Annotated in this window: 19 protein-coding genes; 9 read left to right on the top strand and 10 right to left on the bottom strand. The window is 63.3% G+C overall.

Going from position 1 to position 25636, the window contains the following annotated elements; translation table 11 throughout:
* The first annotated feature begins 221 nt into the window (after positions 1-221).
* Positions 222-1427: an acyl-CoA dehydrogenase gene (locus AC3A4H_RS00430; RefSeq protein ID WP_487765866.1), complete on the top strand. Its 1206-nt coding sequence runs from the start codon at positions 222-224 to the stop codon at positions 1425-1427.
* A gap of 67 nt (positions 1428-1494) precedes the next feature.
* On the opposite strand, the gene AC3A4H_RS00425 is transcribed toward AC3A4H_RS00430, so the two are convergent.
* Entirely contained in the window at positions 1495-2478 is a 984-nt protein-coding gene (locus tag AC3A4H_RS00425; RefSeq protein ID WP_487764933.1) for an isopenicillin N synthase family dioxygenase, read from the bottom strand.
* A 176-nt stretch (positions 2479-2654) separates the two neighbouring features.
* On the opposite strand from AC3A4H_RS00425, the gene AC3A4H_RS00420 reads away from it, so the two are divergent.
* From AC3A4H_RS00420 to AC3A4H_RS00400, 5 genes are all read left to right on the top strand, one after another.
* A complete protein-coding gene (locus AC3A4H_RS00420) occupies positions 2655-3842 on the top strand; it encodes a glycine C-acetyltransferase (RefSeq protein WP_487764932.1) in 1188 nt (395 codons plus the stop codon).
* A gap of 71 nt (positions 3843-3913) precedes the next feature.
* Positions 3914-4948, top strand: a complete 1035-nt coding sequence (gene tdh / locus AC3A4H_RS00415) for an L-threonine 3-dehydrogenase (protein ID WP_487764931.1) — start codon at positions 3914-3916, stop codon at positions 4946-4948.
* A 148-nt stretch (positions 4949-5096) separates the two neighbouring features.
* Positions 5097-6410 carry a homogentisate 1,2-dioxygenase gene (gene hmgA, locus AC3A4H_RS00410; protein ID WP_487764930.1) on the top strand — a complete coding sequence of 438 codons (1314 nt, stop codon included), beginning with the start codon at positions 5097-5099 and terminating at the stop codon, positions 6408-6410.
* A 78-nt stretch (positions 6411-6488) separates the two neighbouring features.
* On the top strand, positions 6489-7505 hold the full coding sequence (locus tag AC3A4H_RS00405; protein ID WP_487764929.1) for a fumarylacetoacetate hydrolase family protein: 1017 nt from the start codon (positions 6489-6491) through the stop codon (positions 7503-7505).
* A gap of 9 nt (positions 7506-7514) precedes the next feature.
* Positions 7515-8072, top strand: a complete 558-nt coding sequence (locus tag AC3A4H_RS00400) for a DinB family protein (protein WP_487764928.1) — start codon at positions 7515-7517, stop codon at positions 8070-8072.
* On the opposite strand, the gene AC3A4H_RS00395 is transcribed toward AC3A4H_RS00400, so the two are convergent.
* The 3 genes from AC3A4H_RS00395 to hppD all read right to left on the bottom strand — a co-directional run bounded on the left by AC3A4H_RS00395 (position 8051) and on the right by hppD (position 9847).
* Positions 8051-8428, bottom strand: a complete 378-nt coding sequence (locus AC3A4H_RS00395; RefSeq protein WP_487764927.1) for a type II toxin-antitoxin system VapC family toxin — start codon at positions 8426-8428, stop codon at positions 8051-8053. The genes AC3A4H_RS00400 and AC3A4H_RS00395 overlap by 22 nt on opposite strands.
* Positions 8425-8673, bottom strand: coding sequence for a type II toxin-antitoxin system Phd/YefM family antitoxin (locus AC3A4H_RS00390; RefSeq protein WP_487764926.1), 249 nt, complete (start codon positions 8671-8673; stop codon positions 8425-8427). Before AC3A4H_RS00390 ends, AC3A4H_RS00395 begins: the two co-directional genes overlap by 4 nt.
* Positions 8674-8734: 61 nt before the next feature.
* Positions 8735-9847 (bottom strand): 4-hydroxyphenylpyruvate dioxygenase, encoded by a 1113-nt coding sequence (gene hppD, locus AC3A4H_RS00385; protein WP_487764925.1) that lies wholly within the window; start codon positions 9845-9847, stop codon positions 8735-8737.
* A 136-nt stretch (positions 9848-9983) separates the two neighbouring features.
* On the opposite strand from hppD, the gene AC3A4H_RS00380 reads away from it, so the two are divergent.
* Entirely contained in the window at positions 9984-10451 is a 468-nt protein-coding gene (locus AC3A4H_RS00380; protein WP_487764924.1) for an Lrp/AsnC family transcriptional regulator, read from the top strand.
* Between the two features lie 19 nt (positions 10452-10470).
* Here AC3A4H_RS00380 and AC3A4H_RS00375 read toward each other — a convergent pair whose 3' ends face one another.
* The 5 genes from AC3A4H_RS00375 to aztA form a co-directional block, all read right to left on the bottom strand.
* Positions 10471-10812 (bottom strand): protein tyrosine phosphatase family protein, encoded by a 342-nt coding sequence (locus AC3A4H_RS00375; RefSeq protein WP_487764923.1) that lies wholly within the window; start codon positions 10810-10812, stop codon positions 10471-10473.
* A gap of 96 nt (positions 10813-10908) precedes the next feature.
* Complete coding sequence (locus tag AC3A4H_RS00370) at positions 10909-12981, bottom strand: 3-hydroxyacyl-CoA dehydrogenase NAD-binding domain-containing protein (protein WP_487764922.1); 2073 nt, start codon at positions 12979-12981, stop codon at positions 10909-10911.
* Positions 12982-13225: 244 nt separating this feature from the next.
* Complete coding sequence (aztC, locus tag AC3A4H_RS00365; RefSeq protein WP_487764921.1) at positions 13226-14164, bottom strand: zinc ABC transporter substrate-binding protein AztC; 939 nt, start codon at positions 14162-14164, stop codon at positions 13226-13228.
* Positions 14165-14189: 25 nt separating this feature from the next.
* The gene (aztB, locus tag AC3A4H_RS00360; RefSeq protein WP_487764920.1) at positions 14190-15056 is read right to left on the bottom strand and encodes a zinc ABC transporter permease AztB; all 867 of its coding nucleotides are present in this window, start codon (positions 15054-15056) and stop codon (positions 14190-14192) included.
* 8 nt (positions 15057-15064) lie between these two features.
* On the bottom strand, positions 15065-15910 hold the full coding sequence (gene aztA / locus AC3A4H_RS00355; RefSeq protein WP_487764919.1) for a zinc ABC transporter ATP-binding protein AztA: 846 nt from the start codon (positions 15908-15910) through the stop codon (positions 15065-15067).
* A 204-nt stretch (positions 15911-16114) separates the two neighbouring features.
* Between aztA and AC3A4H_RS00350 the strand changes: the two genes are divergently transcribed.
* Positions 16115-16459, top strand: coding sequence for a RidA family protein (locus tag AC3A4H_RS00350; RefSeq protein ID WP_348778498.1), 345 nt, complete (start codon positions 16115-16117; stop codon positions 16457-16459).
* 64 nt (positions 16460-16523) lie between these two features.
* Here AC3A4H_RS00350 and AC3A4H_RS00345 read toward each other — a convergent pair whose 3' ends face one another.
* Positions 16524-16856: a hypothetical protein gene (locus AC3A4H_RS00345; protein ID WP_487764918.1), complete on the bottom strand. Its 333-nt coding sequence runs from the start codon at positions 16854-16856 to the stop codon at positions 16524-16526.
* On the opposite strand from AC3A4H_RS00345, the gene AC3A4H_RS00340 reads away from it, so the two are divergent.
* Positions 16840-25476 carry a glycoside hydrolase family 94 protein gene (locus tag AC3A4H_RS00340; protein ID WP_487764917.1) on the top strand — a complete coding sequence of 2879 codons (8637 nt, stop codon included), beginning with the start codon at positions 16840-16842 and terminating at the stop codon, positions 25474-25476. The two genes, AC3A4H_RS00345 and AC3A4H_RS00340, sit on opposite strands and share 17 nt — an antisense overlap.
* Positions 25477-25636 lie beyond the last annotated feature (160 nt).

Here is a 25636-nt window from a genome sequence, read left to right as displayed (position 1 = left end):
TCTTCACGGAATGCTACCATCGCGCTAAACGAGTTCATTCCGGCACAATGGCGGAAAGGGGCAAGCGGGGCCTTCTGAAGGGATGGTTTCCCGCCTGCACACGGCGTGGACCAGTTTGTTCCTTTCCTCGCTCGCCAGTGCTAAAAGCCTTTTGCCCTGACGGGTGAACCGCGCTAGAGTAATATTTCAAGCTTCAAGTAAATCTGGAAAACGTCATGAACATGGAAAACAAGGCGAGCGCCGTCGCCAGCTTCGTCTGGGATGATCCCTTCCTGCTCGAGGGCCAGCTGACCGAGGACGAGCGCATGATCCGCGACGCGGCTGCAGCCTTCGCCGCCGACAAGCTCGCGCCGCGCATCGAAGAGGCCTATCTGGACGAGAAGACCGATCCGGCGATTTTCCGCGAGATGGGCGAGGCGGGCCTGCTTGGCGTTACCGTTCCGGAGGAATATGGCGGCCTTGGCGCCAACTACGTCACCTATGGCCTGATCGCGCGCGAGGTCGAGCGCGTCGATTCGGGCTACCGCTCGATGATGAGCGTTCAGTCGTCGCTGGTCATGTACCCGATCTATGCCTATGGCTCGGAAGAGCAGCGGAAAAAGTACCTGCCCAAGCTCGCCTCGGGCGAGTGGATCGGCTGCTTCGGCCTGACCGAGCCGGATGCCGGCTCTGACCCGGCCGGCATGAAGACGCGCGCCGAAAAGACGGCGAGCGGCTACAAGATCTCCGGCTCCAAGATGTGGATCTCGAACGCGCCGATCGCGGACGTCTTCGTGGTCTGGGCCAAGTTGAAGGGTGAGGATGGCAAGGACGCCATCCGCGGCTTCGTGCTGGAAAAGGGCATGAAGGGCCTTTCGGCGCCGAAGATCGACGGCAAGCTCAGCCTGCGTGCATCCATCACCGGCGAGATCGTCATGGATGGCGTGGAAGTGGGCGAAGACGCGCTGCTGCCGAACGTCTCGGGCCTCAAGGGTCCGTTCGGTTGCTTGAACCGCGCCCGCTACGGCATTTCCTGGGGCGTCATGGGCGCGGCCGAAGACTGCTGGCACCGGGCCCGCCAGTATGGCCTCGATCGCAAGCAGTTCGGCAAGCCGCTGGCTGCCACGCAGCTGTTCCAGAAGAAGCTCGCCGACATGCAGACCGAGATCGCGCTCGGCCTGCAAGGTTCCCTGCGCGTCGGCCGCCTGATGGACGAGCACAAGTTCGCGCCGGAGATGATCAGCCTTGTGAAGCGCAACAACTGCGGCAAGGCGCTCGACATCGCTCGCCAGGCGCGCGACATGCATGGCGGCAACGGCATCCAGATCGGCTACCACATCATGCGCCACGCGCAGAACCTGGAGACGGTCAATACCTATGAAGGCACCCACGACGTGCATGCCCTGATCCTGGGCCGCGCCCAGACCGGCATCCAGGCGTTCTTCTGAGGAATTGAGCCTCGTAAGCGACAGGAATTCGGGCCGCCAAGCGCGGCCCGAATTTTTTTTGAGCGAGCTATTTCGTCGTCGACTGGAACTTGCTCACCAGATAGGGGCCTGAGCGCACGGGCTGGTATTTCGGCTCTTCGCCGGGCGCCAGGCACTGCTCCAGGCAAACAATTTCCGCATCCCAGTTTGGCTGGTGGAAGAAGGCCAGCGACTGGCGCCGGTCCATGCCGCCGTCCTCGGGCGAGGGGTTCACCACGCGGTGCATGGTGGAAACCCAGCGGTCATTCGTCCACAGCGCCATCAGGTCGCCGATATTGATGATGAAGGCGCCCGGCACCGGCGGCACCGGCGTCCAGTTGCCGTCCGGCGTGATCAGTTCCAGGCCCCTCGAGCCTTCCTGCGGCAGCAAGATGGTCAGGCTGCCATAGTCGGTGTGCGCACCGGCGCGTAGCTGGCCGGGCTTGGGGGGAACCGTCTGCTCCGGATAGTTGAGGGCGCGCAACGCGCTGATCGGGGCGTCGATGAAGCGCTCGAAATAGTCTTCCGGCAGGTTCAGCGCGACCGCGAACAGCCGCATGATGCGCGCCGCCAGGTCTTCCATCGCCGCGTAGTAGCTCTTCCACGCGTCGACAAAGCCGTCCGGCGCCTGCGGCCAGATCGTCGGCGCATAGCAGAAGGCAAGCGCGTCCTTGTCGGTCATGCCCAACGGCGTGTGCAGGGGGCCGCCGTTGAAGCTTTCCTTGAGGTCCGGCGGGCTGTCCACATCGCGGGATTTGGCCAGCGCCTCCAGTTCCGGCCCGAGATAGCCATAAGGATAGCCCTTGTAGGGCGCGCGTGCCTTCTGCTTTTCCTCCGGAGCCAGATCGAAGAACTCGCGCGCCTTGCTCCAAACCGCGTCGATCACCGCCTGCGGCACGCCATGATTGGCGATGGCCAGAAAGCCGGTCGAGCGGCAGATCGCGTCCACCTCGGCCCCCAGCCTTTGGCGTTCGGCCGCGTCGGCCCCTTCGAATTGCCCGAGGTCGAAAACTGGAAACTGCCCGTCGGCCATTTGCAAACTCCACTCCATTGAAAATGCGCGGCGATCCTATCCACGCGGCAATGACCGATCCAGACGCCGGCGGCGGAAACCGTTGGATGATCGTGAGCGCGGGGGTCCAATTTCCGATAGCTTTTCGTCGCGCTTGCCGCCACAGTCAGGCAAGGCTCCAACAGGGCGAAAAGGCAATGAGCGAAGCGTTCCTTTCCCACCTCGAGGCGGAGATTTCCGGTCTCAAGTCGGCCGGGCTCTACAAGTCGGAGCGCATCATCACCTCGCCGCAGTCGGCCGAAATCGAGGTCGGCGGCAGGAAGCTCCTGAATTTCTGCGCCAACAACTATCTCGGCCTGGCCGACAGCCCGAAGCTTTGCGAGGCTGCCAAGACCGCGCTGGACCTCTACGGCTACGGCATGGCCTCGGTGCGCTTCATCTGCGGCACCCAGCAGGAGCACAAGGAACTGGAGGCGCAGCTCTCCTCCTTCCTCGGCATGGAGGACACGATCCTCTACTCCTCATGCTTCGATGCCAATGCCGGCCTGTTCGAGACGCTGCTCTCGGAGGAGGACGCGGTGATCTCCGATGCCCTCAACCATGCCTCGATCATCGACGGCGTGCGACTGTCGAAGGCAAGGCGATTCCGCTACGCCAACAACGACATGGCCGATCTCGAGGAGCGGCTGAAGGAGGCGCAGGACTGCCGCTTCCGGATGATTGCCACCGACGGGGTCTTTTCCATGGACGGCATCATCGCCAACCTTTCGGGCATCTGCGACCTGGCGGAGAAGTACGATGCCATGGTGATGGTCGACGACAGCCACGCCGTGGGCTTCGTCGGCAAGCATGGGCGCGGCACACCCGAATATTGCGGGGTCGAGGGCAGGGTGGACATTCTCACCGGCACGCTCGGCAAGGCGCTGGGCGGCGCATCGGGTGGCTACACCTCCGCTCGCGGCCCGATGGTGGAATGGTTGCGGCAGCGCTCGCGTCCCTATCTCTTTTCCAACACGCTGGCGCCAGTGATCGCGGGCGCTTCGCTCAAGGTTCTCGAGTTGATCGCGGGTGGGGATGGCCTGCGCGAAACGCTATATGCCAATGCGGCGCGTTTCCGGGCTGGCATGTCGAAGCTCGGATTCACCCTCGCCGGCGCCGATCACCCGATCATTCCGGTCATGATCGGGGATGCCGCGTTGGCGCAGGAGATGGCGCAGAAACTACTCGACCATGGCATCTATGTGATCGGCTTTTCGTTCCCCGTGGTGCCCAAGGGGCAGGCGCGCATCCGCACGCAGATGTCGGCGGCGCATTCTGCCGACGACATCGACCGTGCGATTGCCGCGTTTGGTTCAGTCGGGCGCGAACTTGGCGTCATTTCCTGAGCGGCGGTCCGACACTACATGAGGCTTGCCGAAAGAAGGATTCCTTATCAACGGTTTCGAGGAACAAGATCATGTCCAACATGATGCGCGCCCTGGTGAAGTCGCGGCCCGAGCCCGGCATCTGGATGGAACAGGTGCCGGTGCCCGAGATCGGCCCCAACGACGTGCTGATCAAGGTTCGCAAGACCGCGATCTGCGGCACTGACGTGCACATCTACAACTGGGACCAGTGGGCGCAGAACACGGTGCCGGTGCCGATGGTGACCGGTCATGAATTTGTCGGCGAGGTCGCCGACTTCGGCGCGGCGGTGACAGACTACAAGGTCAGCCAGCGCGTGTCGGGCGAGGGGCACATCGTCTGCGGCCATTGCCGCAATTGCCGGGCGGGGCGCGGACACCTGTGCCGCAATACGCTGGGCGTCGGTGTCAACCGGCCGGGGGCCTTCGCGGAATATCTCGTGTTGCCGCAGCAAAACGTCGTGGCCATTCCCGATGATGTTCCCGACGAGATCGCCGCCATCTTCGACCCGCTCGGCAATGCCGTGCACACCGCGCTCTCCTTCGATCTGGTGGGCGAGGATGTGCTGGTCACTGGCGCGGGGCCGATCGGCATCATGGGCGCGCTGGTGGCGCAATGCGTTGGCGCGCGCAAGGTCGTCATCACCGACATCAATCCGGCGCGCCTGGAACTGGCGCGCAAGCTCGGCGTGCATCACGTGGTGGATGCATCGAAGGAAAGCCTGCGCGACGTGATGAGCGAGGAACGCATGACCGAAGGTTTTGATGTCGGTCTCGAAATGTCGGGCTCGGCGGTCGCCTTCCGCGACATGATCGACACCATGAACAATGGCGGCAAGATCGCCATTCTCGGCATCGCTCCGACCGGCTTCGAGATCGACTGGAACAAGGTCATCTTCAAGATGCTGCACCTGAAGGGCATCTATGGCCGCGAGATGTTCGAGACCTGGTACAAGATGATCGCGCTGGTGCAGGGCCCGCTCGACGTGTCGGGCTTGATCACCCACCGCATCGGCATCGACGATTTCCAGCAGGGCTTCGATGCCATGCGGACTGGAAGCTCCGGCAAGGTGGTGATGGACTGGTAAGGTGTGGCCCCAAGCCTCCTTTCAGGCCAAGGATTTCAGGCTGCAATGTGCTAATTTCACTATTGCATAGCCGTTAGAGGCTTGCTTGCGGACCGGGTGGTGGAATCCGGGCCAAAGGCGGCCTCGAACCTGGTCACGGGAGGATGCGATGGCCTTTTCCTATATGCCCGGCTTCGGCAACGATTTCGAAACCGAAAGCCTGCCCGGCGCGCTGCCTCAGGGGCGCAATTCGCCGCAAAGACCCGCCTACGGCCTTTATGCCGAGCAGCTGTCCGGTTCCCCTTTCACCGCGCCGCGCGGCGCTAACGAGCGCTCTTGGCTCTACCGCATCCGGCCGAGCGTCAAGCACACGGGGCGGTTCGCGGCGACCGAATATCCGCTCTGGAAGAGCGCCCCCAATCTCGGCGACCATGAGTTGCCGATTGGTCAATATCGCTGGAGCCCCGTGCCCCTGCCTGCCGCGCCTACCGACTTTCTGGCCGGCATCCGCACCATCACGACTGCAGGCGACGTCCTCGGCCACTCGGGCATGGCAGCCCACGTCTACGTCGCCAATGCCGACATGAAGGACGACCATTTCTTCAACGCGGATGGCGAGCTTCTTGTCGTGCCGCAGGTGGGCGGCGTGCGCTTCGTTACCGAAATGGGCACCATGGAGGTCGAGCCGGGCGAGATATGCATCCTGCCGCGTGGGCTCGTATTCAAGGTCGAGCTGATCGACGGACCGGTGCGCGGCTATGTCTGCGAGAACTACGGCGCAAAATTCACCTTGCCGCACCGCGGGCCGATCGGCGCGAACTGCCTGGCCAACCCGCGCGACTTCAAGACGCCCGTGGCCTGGTTCGAGGAAAAGGAAACACCCTGCCGCCTGACCGTGAAGTGGTGCGGGAAGTTCTACGTCACCGAACTCGACCATTCGCCGTTGGATGTGGTCGCCTGGCATGGCAACTATGCGCCCTACAAATATGATCTGGCGACCTTTTCTCCGGTCGGCGCGATCCTGTTCGACCATCCGGACCCCTCGATCTTCACGGTGCTGACGGCGCCATCGGGCGAGGAAGGCACTGCCAATGTCGATTTCGTCATCTTCCCGCCGCGCTGGCTGGTGGCGGAAAACACCTTCCGCCCGCCCTGGTATCACCGCAACATCATGAGCGAATTCATGGGGCTGATCCACGGCCAGTACGACGCCAAGGCCGAGGGCTTTGTTCCGGGCGGTATCAGCGTGCACAACATGATGCTGGCGCATGGACCGGATGCCTCGGGCTTCGAGAAGGCCACGCGCGCCGAGCTGAGGCCGGTGAAGCTCGACAACACCTTGGCCTTCATGTTCGAGACGCGCTTCCCCCAGATGCTGACGCGCTACAGCGCCGAGCTCGAGACGCGCCAGGACAACTATATCGATTGCTGGAAGGACCTGAAAAAGCGCTTCAACGGCACGCCCGAAGGCGATTGGAGTTGAGGCCGGCGCGGTCTAAGCTGGACAGCGATTGCGGCGCCAAACGCGCCGTAAAACCAACGGGAGAGGGACGGACCGCCCATGAAACTGGCCACGCTCAAGAACGGCACGCGCGACGGAAAACTGGTGGTGGTTTCGCGCGACCTGACCCGCTACACCGATGCATCCTTCCTGGTGCCGACGCTGCAGGCGGCGCTCGATGACTGGCGGCGCATCTCCCCGCATCTGTCGGCGATGGCAGAATCGCTTGAAACCGGAGCAGTTCCGTCCGAACGCTTTCACGAGCACCACGCCCACTCGCCGCTGCCGCGCGCCTATCAGTGGGCGGACGGCTCGGCCTACGTGAACCACGTAGAACTGGTGCGGAAAGCGCGCGGCGCGGCCATGCCGGAGAGTTTCTGGACCGATCCGCTGATGTATCAGGGCGGCTCGGATTCCTTCCTCGGGCCGCGCGATCCGATCCCGCTTGCCGATGAAGCCTTTGGTGCCGACATGGAGGCCGAAGTTGCAGTCATCGTCGACGACGTGCCCTTGGGCGCGAGCGTGGACGAGGCGCGCGACGCGATCCGGCTGGTCATGCTGGTCAACGACGTGTCGCTGCGCGGCCTGATCCCGGCCGAGCTCGCAAAGGGCTTCGGCTTTTTCCAATCCAAGCCCTCATCGGCCTTTTCCCCTGTCGCCGTGACGCCGGACGAACTTGGTGACGCCTGGGACGGCGGCAAGGTCAGCCTGCCTCTGAATGTCGATCTGAACGGCAAAGCCTTCGGCCGCGCCAATGCCGGCGTGGACATGACCTTCGATTTTCCGCAACTGATTGCCCACGCCGCCAAGACGCGCCCGCTGGTGGCCGGCACCATCATCGGCTCCGGCACGGTGTCCAACAAGCTCGACGGCGGCCCCGGCAAGCCGGTGGGCGAGGGCGGCGTCGGCTACTCCTGCATTGCCGAACTGCGCACCATCGAGACCATCGAAACAGGTGCGCCGAAGACGCCTTTCCTGCATTTCGGCGACACGGTCCGTATCGAGATGAAGGACAAGGCCGGACATCACTCGATTTTCGGCGCGATCGAGCAGACCGTGCAAAAATACGAGAGTTGAGCGGCGGCCATGGATATGCTCACCCACAATCGCCAGATGGCGCGCAACAATCGCTGGTCCAACGACCGGCTCTATCGCGCCGTGCTAGCTCTCCAGCCGGGCGAGTTCGAGGCCGAGCGCGTGAGCTTCTTTCCCTCGATCAAGGAAACGCTCAATCACATCCACGAAGTGGACCTGTTCTATTTCGACATGCTGGCCGAGGGCGGCGAGGGGCGGGCGCTGTTCGATCGCTTTGTCGCCTATGACGACCCGGCAAGGCTCGCCGCCGCGCAAGCGGAGCTGGATGGAAGGCTGATCGCTTTTTGCGATGGACTCTGGCTTGCCGACCTCGACCGCCGCGTGCCGACGGACCGAGGCACGGCGGGCATCATTCCCGAAAGGATAGGCGACCTGCTGGCGCATCTCTTCCTGCACCAGATCCACCATCGCGGCCAGGTGCACGCGATGCTCTCGGGCACCTCGGTCAAGCCGCCGCAGCTTGATGAGTTTTTCCTCGACTACGACCTGCGCTTCAGGAAGGACGAGGTCGAGCGGCTCGGGCTGGATCAGGCCAGCGCCACGTCATAGCTGGCGAAGTGGGAGTCCGCTGTAACGAGCGTTAGTCCTTCCAACTGCGCTTGGGCTATTAACAGCCGATCGAAAGGATCGCCGTGGTGTCGTGGCAACGATGAGGTATGGAGCGCATGCTCGGGGAGTATCGGCAGCAACTTCACGTCACTGGCTTCAATCGTTTCCAACAGTCCAGGCGGTATCGTCAATTTTCCGATACTTGCCTTGATCGCGATCTCCCAAAGTGATGCGACGCTTAAATATTTGGGCGCATCGCCGAGGAGGATTTCGTCGTGAACCGGAGAAATCCGCTTGTCGTCGGCGAGGTCCCACAAGAAGACATGAGTGTCGAGCAGATAGCCTCGGCCGCTCATGAGACATATTCGTCCCATTCCGGCCCGAGCTCGTCAAAGTCCGGCGCGATCCAGATTTTGCCTTTCATGGCGCCACGCAACTTTTTCTTCGGTTGCGCGTCCGTGCTTGCTGCTATCTCAACGACCGGAACGCCATGTCGTGTCACAACAAAGCGCTCGCCGGCCTCGGCGCGCTTGATGATCTCGGAAAAGCGCGCCTTCGCCTCGGCAACGCTAAAGACAGTCGATTTGCTCTGATGGTTCATCAGCCTGCCCCTTATGACCAGAATTTAGGTCATAAGGGGTTAGACTGCAAGTTGAGGCGGCTTATTCCGCCGCCTGAATCTTGATCACGCCGCGGCGGATCTGGTCTTCCTCGATGGATTCGAAGAGCGCGCGGAAGTTGCCTTCGCCGAACCCTTCGTCGCCCTTGCGCTGGATGAACTCGAAGAAGATCGGGCCGATCACGGTCTTGGAGAAGATCTGCAGCAGGATCTTCGTCATCCCGCCATTCACCACGCCTTCGCCGTCGATCAGGATGCCGTGCTTCTTCATGCGCTCGAGCGGTTCGTCATGGCCGTGCACGCGCTTGCGCGACATTTCGTAGTAGGTGTCCGGCGGGCCGGGCATGAATTTCAGCCCGTTGCCGTCCAGTCTGTCGGTGGCGTCATAGATAGCGTCCGTGCCGACAGCGATGTGCTGGATGCCCTCGCCATTGTACTTGCGCAGATATTCCGCGATCTGGCTGGTTTCGTCCTTGGACTCGTTCAGCGGGATGCGGATCTTGCCGCAGGGCGACGTGATGGCGCGGCTGACCAGCCCGGTGATGCGGCCGTCGATGTCGAAATAATGGATCTGGGTGAAGCCGAACAGGTCGCGGTAAAAATCCCACCACTTGTCCATGTTGCCGCGATAGACGTTGTGGGTGAGGTGGTCGAGGTAATAGAAGCCGACGCCTTCCGGCTTCGGGTCGCGCTCACCCAGCCATTCGAACTCGGCATCATAGGCCGAGCCCTTTTTGCCGTAATTGTCGACGAAATAGATCAGAGAACCGCCGATGCCGACGATGGCCGGCACGTCCAGCGTCTTGTCGTCGCCTTCATAGGGCGTGGCGCCCTTGGAAACGGCATGGTCGAAGGCGTGCTTGGCATCGACCACGCGCCAGGCCATCGACGGCGCGCACGGCCCATGCTTTTCCACGAACTTCATGCCATGCGAGCCGGGTTCGGCGTTCAGCACGTAGTTGATGTCGCCCTGGCGCCAGATGGTGATGTTTTTGGTCCGGTGCTTGGCAACCGGCACATAACCCATGCGCGTGAACAGCTCGGAGAGCTTTTCCGGCTCGGGGTGGGCGAATTCAACGAACTCGAAGCCGTCGGTGCCGGCAGGGTTGGCCGCGCTGATGGTTGCGGGCGGCGCGTCGTGCGGGAAAGGTCCCATGGTCTCCTCCTGCGGATCGAAAGCCGCGAATTTTCATCTTGGCCAATGATACGCCTGCGTAAGCGCACAGTGCTTGCATTCGAATGCCGCAAGTGCTCGAAATGCGCATGGACCGTGTAGGAAAGGGCAGCTTGGTATGAATGACGCGCATCTTGATCAATTTGATCGCAAGATACTGTCATGTTTGCAGGCGGATGGCCGGCTCACCAACAATGACCTGTCGGAGCGCGTGAACCTGTCGCCGTCGCAATGTTCGCGGCGACGCCAGAGGCTGGAGGATGACGGATATATCCGCGGCTATCGCGCGGTGCTCGACCGCGAGCGGCTGGGTTTTCCACTGGTCAATGTGATCTCGGTGACGCTGGCCACGCACAACCGGGACAATGCGCAGCGCTTTGCCGATCTGCTTGCGCGCCTGCCCGAAGTGCAGGAGGCGCACGCCCTGACCGGCGAGATGGACTACATTCTGAAAGTGGTGACGCCGGACCTGAGGTCGCTGGCGGACTTCGTCAACGGCGTGCTGCTGCCGCACGAATCCGTCCAGCATGTGAAGACGGCGGTCGTGCTGCAGACGCTGAAGGAAACGTCGGCCCTGCCGCTATAGGCGACAGGGCGAAGAGGGTTCAGCCTCTGACCTGCTGCGCGGCCAGGAACAGGTTGGTCGAGCGCGCGCCGGACCGGCAATAGGCAAAGACCGGGCCGTCGAGTTCATCCAGCGCCTTGGCCATGGCTTCGGCGTCTTCCATGGTCACCGGCTGGCCGCTGATCATCGGTACGTGCCGGAAGCCGAGCCCGGCTGCCTCGACCGCCATGCGGATTTCGTCGGCGGAAGGCTGGCCGGGCTGCTCGCCGTCAGGACGATTGCAGATGACGCCCTTGAAGCCAGCCGCCTTGATGGTGGCGATATCGTCGGCGGTGATCTGCCCCGACACCGAATAGTCGTCGGAAATCTGGCGGTATTCCATGATGCTCCTCACAGGCGCTTTGTCGATTGCGGCAAACATAGTGCGGGCCGCCGAGTTTCGCGAGGCATGTCATGCCTCGCGAAGAGATTTACGTGTTTAGGCTGCGTCCGCCAGCTTGCCGGTCGCGGCGGCCTTGCGCAGCAGTTCGGCCGGCTTGAAGATGTCCTTGCCGGTGCGGGCGTGCCAGTAGTCGAGCCGCTCGACGATCTTGCCAAAACCTTCGAGGCTGGCCCAGAACATCGGACCGCCCTTGCCGATGGGGAAGCCGTAGCCGTTGACCCATACGATATCGATGTCGGAAGCGCGGGCGGCAATGCCTTCCTCGAGGATCTTCGCGCCTTCGTTGATGAGCGGGTAGAAGGTGCGCTCGATGATTTCCTCGGACGAAATCTCCCGGCGCTCGATGCCGAGTTCCTTGGCCTTTTCCTCGATCAGGGCCGCGACCTCCGGATCAGGTGTCGGCGTACGCGAGCCGCTTTCGTAAAGATACATGCCGCGTCCGGTCTTCTGGCCGAAATGGCCCTGTTCGCAGAGCGTGTCGGCGATGATCGCCGTCTTGCCCTGGGCCTTGCGGTTGCGCCAGCCGATGTCGAGGCCGGCAAGGTCCCACATCTGGAACGGGCCCATCGGCCAACCGAAGTCGGTGAACACCTTGTCGACCTGCAGGGGTGTCGCGCCTTCGAGCAGCAACGGCTCGGTCTCCGCGCCGCGCGCGCCCAGCATGCGGTTGCCGACGAAGCCGTGGCACACGCCCACGACAACCGGCACCTTGCCGATCTTCTTGCCCACGGCCAGCGCCGTTGCCAGCACGTCAGGCGCGGTTTTCGCGCCGCGCACGATTTCCAGCAGCTTCATGACATTGGCCGGCGAGAAGAAGTGCAGGCCGAGGAAATCCTGCGGCCGGCTGGTCGACGCGGCGATCTCGTTGACGTCGAGATAGGAGGTGTTGGTGGCGAGGATCGCGCCCGGCTTGGCGACAGCCTCGATCTTGCCGAACACTTCCTTCTTCACCGACATTTCCTCGAACACGGCCTCGATGATGAGATCGCAATTGGCGAGATCGGCATAATCGGTTGAGGGGGTGAAGGCGGCCATGCGCTTGGCCTTGGCCTCTTCGGTCAGCGAGCCTCGCGTGACGGAGATCGCGTAGTTCTTCTCGATCGTGCCGAGGCCGCGTTCGAGGGCTTCGGGATTCATTTCCAGCAGCGTGACTGGGATGCCGCCATTGACGAAGGCCATGGCGATGCCGCCGCCCATGGTGCCGGCGCCGATGATGCCGACGCGGGCAATCTCGCGCGGCTTCACGTCCTTACCCACGCCCGGCACCTTGGCTGCCTCGCGTTCGGCGAAGAACAGGTGGCGCTGCGCCTTGGACTGGTCGCCTGCGACCAGCTTGGCGAAGATTTCGCGCTCCTTGGCCAGCGCCTCGTCGAACGGCAGGGTGAGCGCATTGCGCACGGATTCGGCGCAGGCGACCGGCGCTTCCAGCCCGCGTGCCTTCTTGGCATGTTCGGCAGCACGCGCGTCGAAGGCGGCGAGATCGGCGTTTTCGATCAGGTTGTTTCGGTCGCGCACGGCGACCGGCGGCTTGCCGGACTTGACCTGCTCGCGCGCAAAGGCGACGGCGCTGGCGATCAGATCGCCCTCGACGACCCCATCGACGAGACCGTTCGCATGCGCTTCCTTGGCGCTGATCGGCGTGCCGGAGACGATCATGTCCAGCGCCTTGAGCGCGCCGACGAGGCGCGGCAGGCGCACCGTGCCGCCGGCGCCGGGCAGGATGCCGAGCTTCACTTCGGGCAGGCCGACCTTAGCGCTCGCCTCGGCCACGCGGAAATGGCAGCCCAGCGCGAGTTCCAGCCCGCCGCCGAGCGCCGTGCCGTGGATCGCGGCCACTGCGGGCTTGCCCAGCGTTTCGAGCGCGGCGATCAGGTCGCGCAGCTCCGGCGCCTGCATCGGCTTGCCGAACTCTGTGATGTCGGCGCCGGCCACGAAGGTGCGGCCCGCGCAGGCCAGCACGATGCCGGCAACGGAGGCATCGTCGCGCAGGGCGGTAAGCGCGGCCAGCAACGGCTCGCGCACGTGAAAGCTCATCGCGTTCACCGGCGGATTGTCGATGGTCACGATGGCGATCTCGCCGTCGCGTGCGATGGTCACGGCCTCGGTCATGCGAAAAACTCCCCTTGTGGCGCATCTGGCGCCGGTAGCTGGCTGGTCGGGAAGGAGGACGGCGTTGGAAATGCCCGACCTCCCTTCAGGACATGCGCCTGAGTATGTGAAGAGGGGAGGTCGGGTCAACTGCCCGAGGGCGCGTAACTGATTTGCGCATCACTCAAATAAGGGCTGAAGCGCAATCGCGAAAAGCGTCGTTCCATCAGCGGGTTGGCGGAGCGAGCTGAATCGCTTTGTCCGTTCAGCTTCCCGTGATTGCGCCTTTGATCGTGGCGATGTTGCTACGCATCATATCGATATAGGTGGCGGCTGGGCCGTCGGCGCTCGACAGCGCGTCCGAATAGAGCGTGCCACCGAGCTTCACGCCGGTCTCGGCGGCGATCTGTTCGATCAGGCGGGCGTTGGTGATGTTTTCCACGAATATCGCCGAGGCCTTGTCATCCCTGATCTGCCTGATCAGCGCCGCCACGTCCGCGGCCGAAGCCTCTGCTTCCGTCGAGATGCCTTCCGGCGCCAGGAAGGTCAGGCCATAGGCGTGCTCGAAATAGCCGAAGGCGTCGTGCGAGGTGATTATGGTGCGTTTGTCTTCCGGGATCGAGGCGACGGTCGCCTTCACATAATCATCGGTTTCCGCCAGCTTCTGGGTGTAGGCTTCGGCATTGGCCTTGTAGCTCTCGCAGCCCTCGGCGTCGGCCGCGCAGAATGCATCGGCGATGTTCTTCACGTAGATCTTTGCGTTGGCGATGGACTGGAAGGCATGCGGGTCGAGGTCGCCGTGGTGGTGGGCGTGGCTCTCATCTTCCTCGCCTTCATCGTGGTGCTCGTCGCTCATGTTGATCGGCTCGACGCCTTTGGTCAGTTCCACGATCGATGCCTTTGTGGCGCTGGCCTCGACCAGGCGCTGCAAGAAGCCCTCGAAATGCAGACCATTGACCAGCACCACATCCGCCTTGCTCATGGCCATGGCATCGGCCGGCTTGGGCTCATAGACATGGGCGTCGCCATCCGGACCCACCAGCGTGGTCAGGTCGATGCGGCCGCCGCCAACGTTTTTGGCGAAATCACCGATGATCGAGAAGCTGGCCACCACCTTCAGCGGCTCAGTGTGTGCTGAAGCCAGACCGAACGGGGTTAATGTTATAACGCTCACAAGGGTGGCGAGCCGAAGGGACTTGAGCATTGCGAAGAGGTCTCCGTGAGGGCGGTCAGGCGGTTCTGTGGCGGTGGCGGCGCAGGCGCGTGTTGAAGACGCCGCGCGTGCCGAAAATGGTCGAGACGAAATACACCAGCCCTGCCGAGAGGATGATGGCTGGCCCGGAGGGCAGGGAGGCGTGATAGGACAACAGCAATCCCGCAATGCAGGAGCCGAAGCCGATGACGATGGCGAGCGCGCACATTGGCTCCACGCGCGCCGTCCAGAAGCGGGCGGCGGCGGCCGGCAGCATCATCAGGCCAACAGAAAGCAGCGTGCCGAGCGCCTGGAAACCGCCGACGAGATTGAGCACGACCAGCCCGAGAAAGACAAAATGCACCGGTGTTCCGAGCCGGCTCACCGAGCGCAGGAACAATGGGTCGAGGCATTCGGCCACGATGGCGCGCCAGAAGATGGCGAGCGTTACCAGCGTGATGGCCGAAATCGCCGCTATCAGCGTCAGCGCGTCGTCATTGAGGGCGAGCACGGTGCCGAACAGCACATGCATCAAGTCCACGCTCGATCCGCGCAGCGAAACCATCAGCACGCCAAGCGCGAGCGAGATCAGGTAGAAGGCCGCCATGGAGGCGTCTTCCTTCTGCACGGTGAAGCGCGATACAGCACCCGCGCCCAGGGCGACGATGACGCCGGCGACCAGCCCGCCAATGGTCATCGGCACGATCTGCAGGCCGAAGAGAAGGAAGCCGGCGGCCGCGCCGGGCAGGATGGCATGTGCCATGGCATCGCCCGTCAGGCTCATGCGGCGCAGCATCAGGAACACGCCGACCGGGCAGGCGCCCAGCGACAGCATCAGGGAGCCGGCCAGCGCGCGCTGCATGAAGCCGAATTCGACGAAGGGGGCGATCAGGTAATCATACATGGCGCTGCTCAGGCTGCCCTTGGGCCGGTTTCGTGGTCGGGGCGGTCGCGCACTTCGCCATGCTCTTGATGGTGATGGCCGTCGTGAGAGTGCGCGTGTCCATCGGCATGCTCGTGCCCATGATCGGGTTCGCACCAGGGCGCGTCCTCGTGCCAGGCTTCATCGAAGCGCCGGGCGCGCAGCAGGTTTTCCGGCCGCAGCGTCTCCCTGGTGGCGCCCCAGGCCACGGGCCGGCGCGCCAGCAGCAGCGTCTCCGGGAAGTGCTCGCGGACGAGGTCGAGATCGTGAACCACCACGATCACAGTCCGCTTCTCTCCATGCCAGCGCTTGATCAGCTCAATGAGGTCGTTGACCGTCTTGGCGTCGACGGCGTTGAAGGGCTCGTCGAGCAGGATCAGTTCCGCGTCCTGCACCAGCACGCGGGCGAACAGTGCGCGCTGCAATTGGCCCCCGGACAGCGTGTCGATCGGCCGCTTCTCGAAGCCCTCGAGGCCGACCGCGTTCAGCGCCTTGGAAACCTCTGCGCGGTCATCCCGAGTGAAACGCGCCATAAGGCCGCGGCGCGGCCATAGCCCCAATGAAACAAGGTCCACGACGCGAGCCGGAAAGGAACGGTCGAGCTCGGATTGCTGCGGCAGGTAGGCGATGCGGGCATTGCGCGCGTTCACGCACAGGCCGGACATCGGCTTCAACACGCCCACAATGCCCTTCATGAGCGTCGACTTGCCGGAACCATTGGCGCCGACGACAGCGGTCAGGGATCCGACCCTGAAGGAGCCATTGAGATGGTGAACGGCCGGGTGGCTGCTATAGCCGAGCGTCAGGTCGCGAAAGGTGAGGCAGGCGTCAGTCATCGTCGGTCCGCGACCCAGGGAGGAGAGTTGCTGTCTGGATATGTGATGTTATTACATTAGTCAACATGCCGGAATGGCAAGGGCCGGGGCAAAGTCCTGATATGGATGGGGAGAAACAGGGGTTTCCCATCGGGGCGGCCTTGCCCGGCAGAGCACTGAAATCTAAAGAGAACCGGGCACGGAGCAACAAGAAGGAAGCCAGCCATGACCATCCGCCGCATCGATGTCGGTCCCCGCATGAGCGACATCGTCATCCACAACAACACGATCTATCTGGCCGGCCAGGTTGGTGCGCCGGGCGCCAGCGTCACCGAGCAGACCAAGGCCATCCTGGCCTCCATCGACGAGCTGCTGGCCAAGGCCGGCTCGGACAAGACCAAGATCCTCCAGGCAATCATCTGGCTGGCCGACATGAACACCTTTGGCGAAATGAACGCCGTCTGGGACGCCTGGGTGCCGCAGGGCCACACGCCGGCGCGCGCCACCGGGGAAGCCAAGCTGGCCACCCCGGATTACAAGGTCGAGATCATCATCACGGCCGCCGTCTAAGGCTCGTCCTTCGAAAATTCGATTTTGCGCTATGCCGCCGCCCCGTGCGGCGGCATAGCTCCGCCTATGCTCTGCCGGCGCGATCGGGTCGTGCGTTTTCGATTGTCTGCCGATGTGTTTTCCAGGCGAGCCACACGCCGGCGGTGGAAAACGGGCTTTCAAACACGAAAATGCCCGAATTCACATCCTTTGTCTTCCCATTGATTCCAATGAGATTTTGATTGGGAAATGTCCGACGCATTTCCAGCTGACTCATAATTTTTGAGAAAAGACCGTTTGGCCGTTGCTTGGATGCAACCAATCGCCACCAGAACTGTTCTGGCCCTAAAATGGCTGCGTCGAAGGCGCGGCCAGTTTGCTGTTGAGCGGAATCGCCATTGATGAATCTCCAGACCACCCCCGCCCTGCTGGAAAAGGCAGTTTCTGACCTACTCGCAAGCGCAGAGCAGCCTATCCGATCGAACTTCCTGCCGGAGGACCGGCTGAGAATTTTGGGTGAGAGCCTGGCGCGCCGTGAGCTCACGGAATATTACGGCCTCGAGACCTTCGATTTCCACGCCCGCAACAAGGAAAACGCGGAAAAGATCCTCGAGGTCTATCGCGCCACCAATGCGGCGCAGGCGCGCGGCGAGACCATAACGCCGGCCGCGCAGTGGCTGCTCGACAACAACTATCTGGTCGAAGAGACCATCTTTCAGATCAAGCGCGACCTGCCGCGCCGGTTCTATCGCGAACTTCCCACCATCGAGCTGACCACCGGCGTGGTGACGCCGCGCGCGCTTGCACTTGCGTGGGTCTATGTGGCGCATTCCGACAGCACCGTATCGGCGGAGATGTTCAAGGCGCTGGTCGATGGCTACCAGCGTGTCGAGCCGATGCGCATCGGGGAGTTGTGGGCGCTTCCCTCACTGTTGCGCTTCGTGCTGATCGAGAATCTGCGCCGGCTGGCGGTGCGGGTCTACAGGACCCACGAGATGCGCCAGATCGCCAACAATGTGGCCGACCAGATCATGGCCGCAAGCGACGGCGAGGCCTGGCGCACAATCCTGTCGCGCTACACCGCCCATGCGCGCGACACCACTTTCGCCACCCAGATGCTCTACCGCCTGCGGGATGGCTCAAAGAATGCCGGAAAGGCGCTGGTGTGGCTCGAGGAGCAGCTCGAAACCGCGGGTTCGGATGCCGAAGAGACCATCCTGAGCGAGCACCAGATGCTTTCCAGCGGCAACGTGACCACTGGCAATATCATCCGCGGCCTGCGCCTTCTGAACGACGTCGACTGGACGCTGTGGTTCGAATCCGTCAGCCCCGTCGATGCGCTTCTGCGCGAACGCAGCAATTTCGGCGAGCTCGATTTCCAGTCGCGCGACCAGTACCGCACCGCCATCGAAGATCTGGCGCGGCGCTCTAAGCTCACCGAATACGACGTCGCCGAGCGCGCGACCGAAATGGTGGAGCAGGGCGAACGTACCGCGGTCGCGGCCGATGAAATCCAGCTCGCGCCCGATGAAGGCGAGCCCGCGCCTGACGAAGGCCAGCCTATGCAGGGCGAGGGCCAGCCTGTTCCGGCTGCGACGAAGTGCAATGACATCGGCTTCTTTCTGGTCGGCCCCAAGCGTCCCGAGTTCGAACGGGCCATCGGCTATCGGCCCGGATTCCGGCTTCGGTTCGCGAGGGTGTTCCGGCGCACCGGCTGGCTGGGTATCGTCGTTCCCGTTTTCGCCCTGACGGCGCTGTTGCTCACGCTGACGGGGCTGGCGCTCTCGCGCATCGGCCTGTCGTCGCCGTCCATTGCGCTGATGCTGATCCTTTTCTCCGTGCCGGCCAGCGAAGGCGCGATGGCGTTCTTCAACACGATCGTGCTGCTGTTCCTGCGGCCGACAAGACTGGTCGGCTACGAGTACAAGGACGGCGTGCCGGCCGAGGCGCGCACCCTGGTCGTCGTGCCGTCGCTGATCGGCTCGCGCGACGATGTGGAGGAGAACGTTCGCCAGCTCGAGGTCCATCACCTGGCCAACATGCATGGCGAGATCTACTACGCGCTGCTTTCCGACTGGCCCGACAGCGCGTCCGAGCAGACTGCCGAGGACCTGGAGATCCTCAACCACGCGCGCGAGGAGATCGCCAGGCTGAACGCGCGCTATCCGGGTGAGGGCGCGCCGCTGTTCCACCTGCTGCACCGCCGCCGCCTCTACAATCCCTCGCAGAAGTGCTGGATGGGCTGGGAGCGCAAGCGCGGCAAGCTGCATGAGCTGAACCTGCTTCTTCGCGGCGATGCCGACACCACCTTCCTGCCCCCCGATGCGCCGCTGCCTGAGAACATCGTCCATGTGATGACGCTCGACGCCGACACCAGGATGACGCGCGACGCGGTGAAGAGGCTGGTGGGCAAGATGCGTCACCCGCTCAACCGCCCCGAATTCGATGCCACGCATCGGTGCGTGACGGCCGGCTACGCCATTCTTCAGCCGCGCGTTACCCATTCGCTGACGACGGGCGACGAGGCTTCGTTCTTCCAGCGCGTGTTTTCGGCCAACAGGGGGCTCGACCCCTATGTGTTTGCCGTGTCCGATCTCTACCAGGACGTGTTCGGTGATGGCTCCTTCACCGGCAAGGGGCTCTATCACATCGACGCGATGGAGGCGGCCCTGAAAGGCCGCATCTCCGAGAACACCATTCTCAGCCACGACCTTCTGGAAGGCGCGCTGGCCCGCTCGGCACTGGTCACCGATGTCGAAGTGGTGGAAGACTATCCCACGCGCTATTCGGTCGACGCGTCGCGCCATCACCGCTGGGCGCGGGGCGACTGGCAGTTGCTGGGCTTCATGCTGGACCCGAAGTCGGGCGTGCCGGCGCTGTCGCGGTGGAAGATGCTCGACAATCTGCGCCGCACCCTCACGCCCATATTCTGGGTGGCGGCGGCGGTTGCGGGCTGGACGCTGCTGCCCTTCACGCAGGCTGCGCAGTGGCAGGCGCTGCTTATTCTCAGCCTGTTCATGGCGCCCACTTTCGACATCGTCGATTCGCTGCTGCCCAAGACGCGGGACGCCACGGCGCGCGGCCATTTCAGCGCGCTGTTTCGCGATGTGGCATTCGGCACTGCGATGGTGGCTTTGCGCGTCGTGCTCATGGCGCACAATGCCTGGATGATGGGCGATTCCATCATCCGCACGCTGTACCGCCTGTTCGTGAGCCGCCAAAACCTGCTGGAGTGGCGCACCGCTTCCCAGGCCTACAAAAGCGATGGCAACGATCTTGTCTCCTATTATCGGTTGATGCGCGGCGCGGTGATTATCGCGATCGCCGGCCTCGCCATTCCGGTCGCGGCCGACTCGACCGGCAGCTTCGTCGCGTTCTTCTTCGCAATCTTCTGGGCCGGTTCACCCGCCTTCGCCTGGCTTATCAGCCGTTCGGCCGAAACCGAGGACAGGCTGCGCATCTCGGAGCGCGACGTCCAGCGGCTGCGCATCGTGGCGAGGCGCACCTGGGCTTACTTCGAAACCCATGTGACGCCCGACAACAACTACCTTCCGCCCGATAATTTCCAGGAGACACCGCAGCCAGTCGTCGCCCACCGCACCTCGCCCACCAATATCGGCGTCTATCTGCTTTCGGTCATCTCGGCGCGGGACTTCGGCTGGATCAGCCTGGCCGATGCCGCAAACCGGATCGATCACACGCTCAGCACCATCGAGCGGATGACCCGCTACCGCGGCCATCTCTACAACTGGTACGACACCATCACCTTGCGTCCGCTGCAGCCTCTGTACGTGTCCAGCGTCGATAGCGGCAATCTCGCCGGCCACCTGGTGACGGTCTCGGCAGCCTGCGCCGAATGGGCGGAAGCGCCTTCGGTGCACCTGCAGGGCGATTTCGACGGCCTCCTCGACGCGGTTGCCATCCTCGCCGAGAACCTCGACGCCCTTCCGGACGACCGCCGCCAGCTTCGGCCGCTGCGCCAGCGCTTGCGTGATCGCATCGACGGCATGAGCCGGGCCGTGGCAACAATCAAGCTGCAGCCCGAAATGGCATCGATCCGCACCATCAACCTGGCGGTGTTGTCGGGCGAGATCCGCAAGCTGGCCAGCGCCATCCACACCGAGGTCGGTTCGGCCCGCTCGGAAGTGCTGATCGACTGGGCGGCCAAGCTGGAAGCGGCATGCGAGGCGCATGTCCACGACGCCCACAGTGACGAGAAGTCCATTGAGCAACTCCGCGCCAAGCTGAAGAACCTGCAGGAGCGCGCGCGGCGCTTCGCGTTTGAAATGGATTTTTCCTTCCTTCTGCGGCGCGAGCGCAAGCTGCTGTCCATCGGCTATCGCGTCGAGGAGCACCAACTGGACGAAAGCTGCTACGACCTGCTGGCGTCGGAAGCGCGGCTGACCAGCCTGTTCGCCATCGCCAAGGGCGACATCCCCACCGAGCACTGGTTCAGGCTTGGCCGGCCGATTGTGGAGATCGGCTTCAGGGGCGCGCTGATGTCGTGGTCGGGCTCGATGTTCGAGTACCTCATGCCGCCACTGGTCATGAAGGAGCCGGCAGGCGGGCTGCTCAACCAGACCAACAAGCTGGTGATCTACCGCCAGATGCAATACGGCCGCTCCAAGCACGTGCCGTGGGGCATTTCGGAGTCGGCCTACAATGCGCGCGACCGCGAGATGACCTACCAGTACACCAATTTCGGCGTGCCGGGGCTGGGGCTGAAGCGCGGCCTTGGCCGCAACACGGTGATTGCGCCTTACGCCACCGTGCTTGCCGCCCAATTCATGCCGCACGAGGCGGTCCAGAATCTCGAGCGCCTGAGACGCATCGGCGCGCTCGGCCGCTACGGATATTACGATGCGGTCGACTTCACGCCGCAGCGCGTGCCCGATGGATCGAACCACGCGGTGGTCTACAACTACATGGCCCATCATCAGGGCATGACGATTGCCGCCGTGGCCAATGCCATCTTCGAGGGCCGGCTGCGTGATCGGTTCCACAGCGACCCCGTCATCGAGGCCGCCGAACTGCTGCTGCAGGAAAAGGCTCCGCGCGATGTTACCGTTTCGGCGGTCCGCACTGAGGCCGACGAACGCGGCAAGGTCGAGACGCTCGAACAGAGCGCCGACACGCGCCTGGTTGTGGAGCCCGAGCGGGCATTGCGCTCCACCAACCTGATGTCGAACGGCCGCTATTCCGTGATGGTCACGGCGACAGGCTCGGGCTACAGCCGCTGGAATGAGCTGTCCGTCACCAGGTGGCAGCCGGACCCCGTCGAAGACCGGCTCGGCAGCTATCTGTTCCTGCGCGATATCGAAACCGGCGATTGGTGGTCGTCCACCAAGGAGCCGAAGCGCGCCGCCTCCGAGCACTCGCAGACGCTGTTCTGCGACGACAAGGCAAGCTTCATCAAGACAGTCGGCACGTTGCGCTCCGAGGTCGAGTGCATCGTGGTTTCCGAAGGCAATGGCGAGGGCCGGCGCATCACCATCGCCAATGACGGCATTGCCGACCGCCATATCGAGGTGACTTCCTATGCCGAGCTCGTGCTGGCGCCGGAAGCCGCGGACAGCGCTCACCCTGCGTTCTCCAAGATGTTCGTGGAAACGGAAATCGCCGGCAACAGCAGCGCGATCTTCGCCACGCGTCGCAAGCGTTCGGACAGCGACCCCGATATCTTCCTGGCGCATTTCGTGACCGACGCATCCGGCGTAACCCGCGATACCGAGGCCGAGACGGATCGCCGTGCCTTCCTTGGGCGTGGGCGAACCATCGCCGATGCGGCGGCCTTCGACGAAGGCGCCCGGCTCAGCGGCAGTTCCGGCTTCGTGCTGGACCCGATCATGTCGCTGCGCTGCCGGGTCAGGGTGCCTGCCAACAAGAAGGTATCGCTGACCTTCTGGACAGTTGTCGGAGCCGACCGCGAGGAAGTCGAATCCGCCGTGACGCGGCTCGACCATCCCGAGAGCTTTCCGCGCCAGGCCATGCTTGCCTGGACACGCTCGCAGGTTCAGACGCGCCACTTGGGCCTCAGCCTCTCGGATGCGGCCAATGTTCAGAAGCTGGCGCGCTATCTGATCTATCCCGATCCCTACCTGCGGGCCCCGGCGGAAACCGTGGTGGCCGGCCTTGGGCCTCAGTCGGCCCTGTGGCCGATGGGAATTTCGGGCGATTTCCCGATCTTCGCGCTCCGCATCGGCGACGTTGCTGATCTCGAGATCGTCGCCCAGGCGCTGCGTTTCCAGGAGTATATGCGTGCTCGCGGCTTGTTCGCAGACCTGGTCATAATAAATGAGCAGGCATCATCCTACGTGCAGGACCTGCAGCAGGCCATCGAGACGCTGGCCGAAAACAGCCGTCTGCGAGGCAAGGAGCTCGGCCCGCGCCAGCACATCTTCGCTGTGCGCCGCGACCTCATGGACGATACCTCCTACAAGACGCTGCTGGCGGTCGCGCGTGTCATCCTGCACACGCGCAACGGCACCATATTCGATCAGATCGAGCGCGCGGAAGCGACAGCCTTGAAGGCTCGCGATCTCGCGGCTGCCGACGAGGCAGCCATGGCGGGCACATTGGCGACGGAACTCGAACCGAGCCTTCCTGCCAGATCCGCGGCGGTCGCGGATGGTTCGGGTCTGGAGGGCTGGAATGGATTTGGCGGGTTCGACCGGGATGGCCGCGATTATGTCGTGCGCCTCGACCGGCGGCGCACAACGCCCCAGCCGTGGATCAACGTCATCTCCAACGCGTCGTTCGGCTTCCACACCTCAGCCGAAGGCGCTTCCTTCACCTGGAGCCGAAACAGCCGCGATTTCCAGTTGACCCCGTGGTCGAACGATCCGGTGAGCAACCGTCCCGGCGAGGCGATCTACATCTATGACCATGCCGACGGGCAGGCATTTTCGCCCTTCGCGGCAGTGGTCCGGGACGAATCCATCGTCTACGAGGCGCGCCACGGACAGGGCGTCAGCACTTTCACCGCTTTCAGGGGCCCCCTGACCGCCGAGGTGACCCAGCTGGTTGATCCGACAGACCCGGTGAAGGTTTCGCGCCTGCGTATCCGCAACTCGGGTGGCGCATCGGTGCGCCTGCGCGTCTATGCCTATGCCGAATGGGTATTGGGCAACAATCGCGCCAAGTCGGCTCCTACCATCGTGCCGACGCAGGACCGCCGGACCGGGGCGCTGCTGGCGAACAACGCCTTCAGCCTCGAATTCGGCGACAGGGTAGCATTCCTGGCCGGCGATGGTGCTCTGCATACCGTCACCGCTGATCGCAGCGAGTTCATCGGCCATCTTGGAACCGCCGAAAGGCCGCATGTGGTGGTGCGGGGGCTGGAGCTGTCGGGCCGTGTCGAGGCTGGGCTGGACCCGTGTGCGGCTCTGGCACGCGACGTCGAAGTGCCGGCAGGCGGCGAGGTGTCCATGCTCTTCCTTCTTGGCGATGCCGCTTCGCCGGAGGAGGCGAGCGAACTCGCCACGCGTCATCGGCAGCGGGATTTTGGCGAGCGCCTCGCCGAGAACGACCGCAACTGGCGCGGCTTCCTCGAGACGCTGCAGGTGGAGACACCGGACAAGCCCTTCAACGCGCTGGTCAATCACTGGCTGCCCTATCAAAGCCTGGCATGCCGCATCCGCGCTCGCTCTGCCTTCTACCAGGCAAGCGGCGCATTCGGCTTCCGCGACCAGTTGCAGGACACGCTTTCGCTGCTGATGCACGACCCGCAGCTAGCCCGCAACCAGATCATCAATGCCGCCCACCGGCAGTTTGAGGAGGGCGACGTTCAGCATTGGTGGCTGCCGCGGACAGGCGCCGGCGTACGCACCATCATCTCGGACGATGTGGTCTGGCTGGCCTACGGCACTGCGCATTACGTGAACGTGACGGGCGACGTGTCGATCCTGCGGGAAGACATTCCCTTCCTGGCAGGAGAGAAGCTCGAGGAAGGCGAACACGACCGCTTCTTCACCCCTGAGGTTTCCAAGAAGACCGCGCCGCTTTTCGAGCACTGCGCACGGGCGCTTGAACTCGCGATCCGCCGGTCCGGCCCCAATGGTCTGCCCCTCATCCTCGGCGGTGACTGGAACGACGGCATGAACCGCGTCGGCGAGGAAGGCAGAGGCGAGAGTGTCTGGCTGGGCTGGTTCCTGCTCAAGACGCTCGGCGACTTTGCGCCCATCGCGCGCGAGCAGGGCGATTCGAGGCGTGCCGACCGCTGGGAGAAGCATGCGCGGCGCCTGAAGCAGGCTCTGGAGAAATCGGCCTGGGACGGCGAGTGGTACCGCAGGGGCTCCTATGACGACGGAACGCCGCTCGGCTCTTCCAAATCGCAGGAATGCAAAATCGATTCGATCGCGCAGTCCTGGAGCGTCTTGTCCCGCCAGGGCGACCCCGAGCGTTCGAAGATAGCGATCGATTCGGCGATGAAGATGCTCGTCGATGACGAGAACCAGATCGTCAAACTCTTCACGCCTCCGTTCGTGAACACGGAAAAAGACCCTGGCTACATCAAAAGTTATCCGCCCGGTGTGCGTGAAAATGGCGGCCAATACACCCATGCCGCCACCTGGCTTGTCATAGCTTTGGCCGAAATGGGGCGTGCCGACGATGCTTATCGTTGCTTCAGCTTGCTCAATCCGGTGAACCATTCGCTGGACGAAGCCGCCGCCAACAGGTACCGGGTCGAACCCTATGTGGTCGCCGCCGATATCTACTCGGTGGGCGATCAGGGAGGGCGCGGAGGCTGGACCTGGTACACGGGGTCGGCAGGCTGGCTTTACCGTGCGGCAGCAGAGAGCATCCTGGGCATCCGTTGGCAGGGAGAAAGCCTTGTCATCGACCCGGTTCTGCCGACGCACTGGCAGGGTTATTCGGCCAGGTTGAAGCTGGGCGGCGCGGTGTATGACATCCGCGTGGAGCGCCAGAAAGGCATCCGCAAAGCTGCGATGGAGCATGACGGAAAGCGGGTTGACGGGAACTCCATCGAGCTGAAACCCGGGGGTGAAAGCCAGGTGTTGGTGCGGGTTCCTTTTTAGCCGCGAAGAATATTTTCGCGGCCGGCCCTTGCCGGGGCCGGTCGCCATCAATTTGCCGTATGGCTGACATTTTTTCTTTAATCTCAAGCTGTTATGCGATCACGCCAAGTTACGGCACGTTGCTCGATGTTGTTTCGAAAAGGCGGAACCAAGTCTGTAT

The organism is Pseudaminobacter sp. Soil_N_29, assembly GCF_057656055.1.
This window is presented reverse-complemented; position numbering and strand designations above follow the sequence as displayed.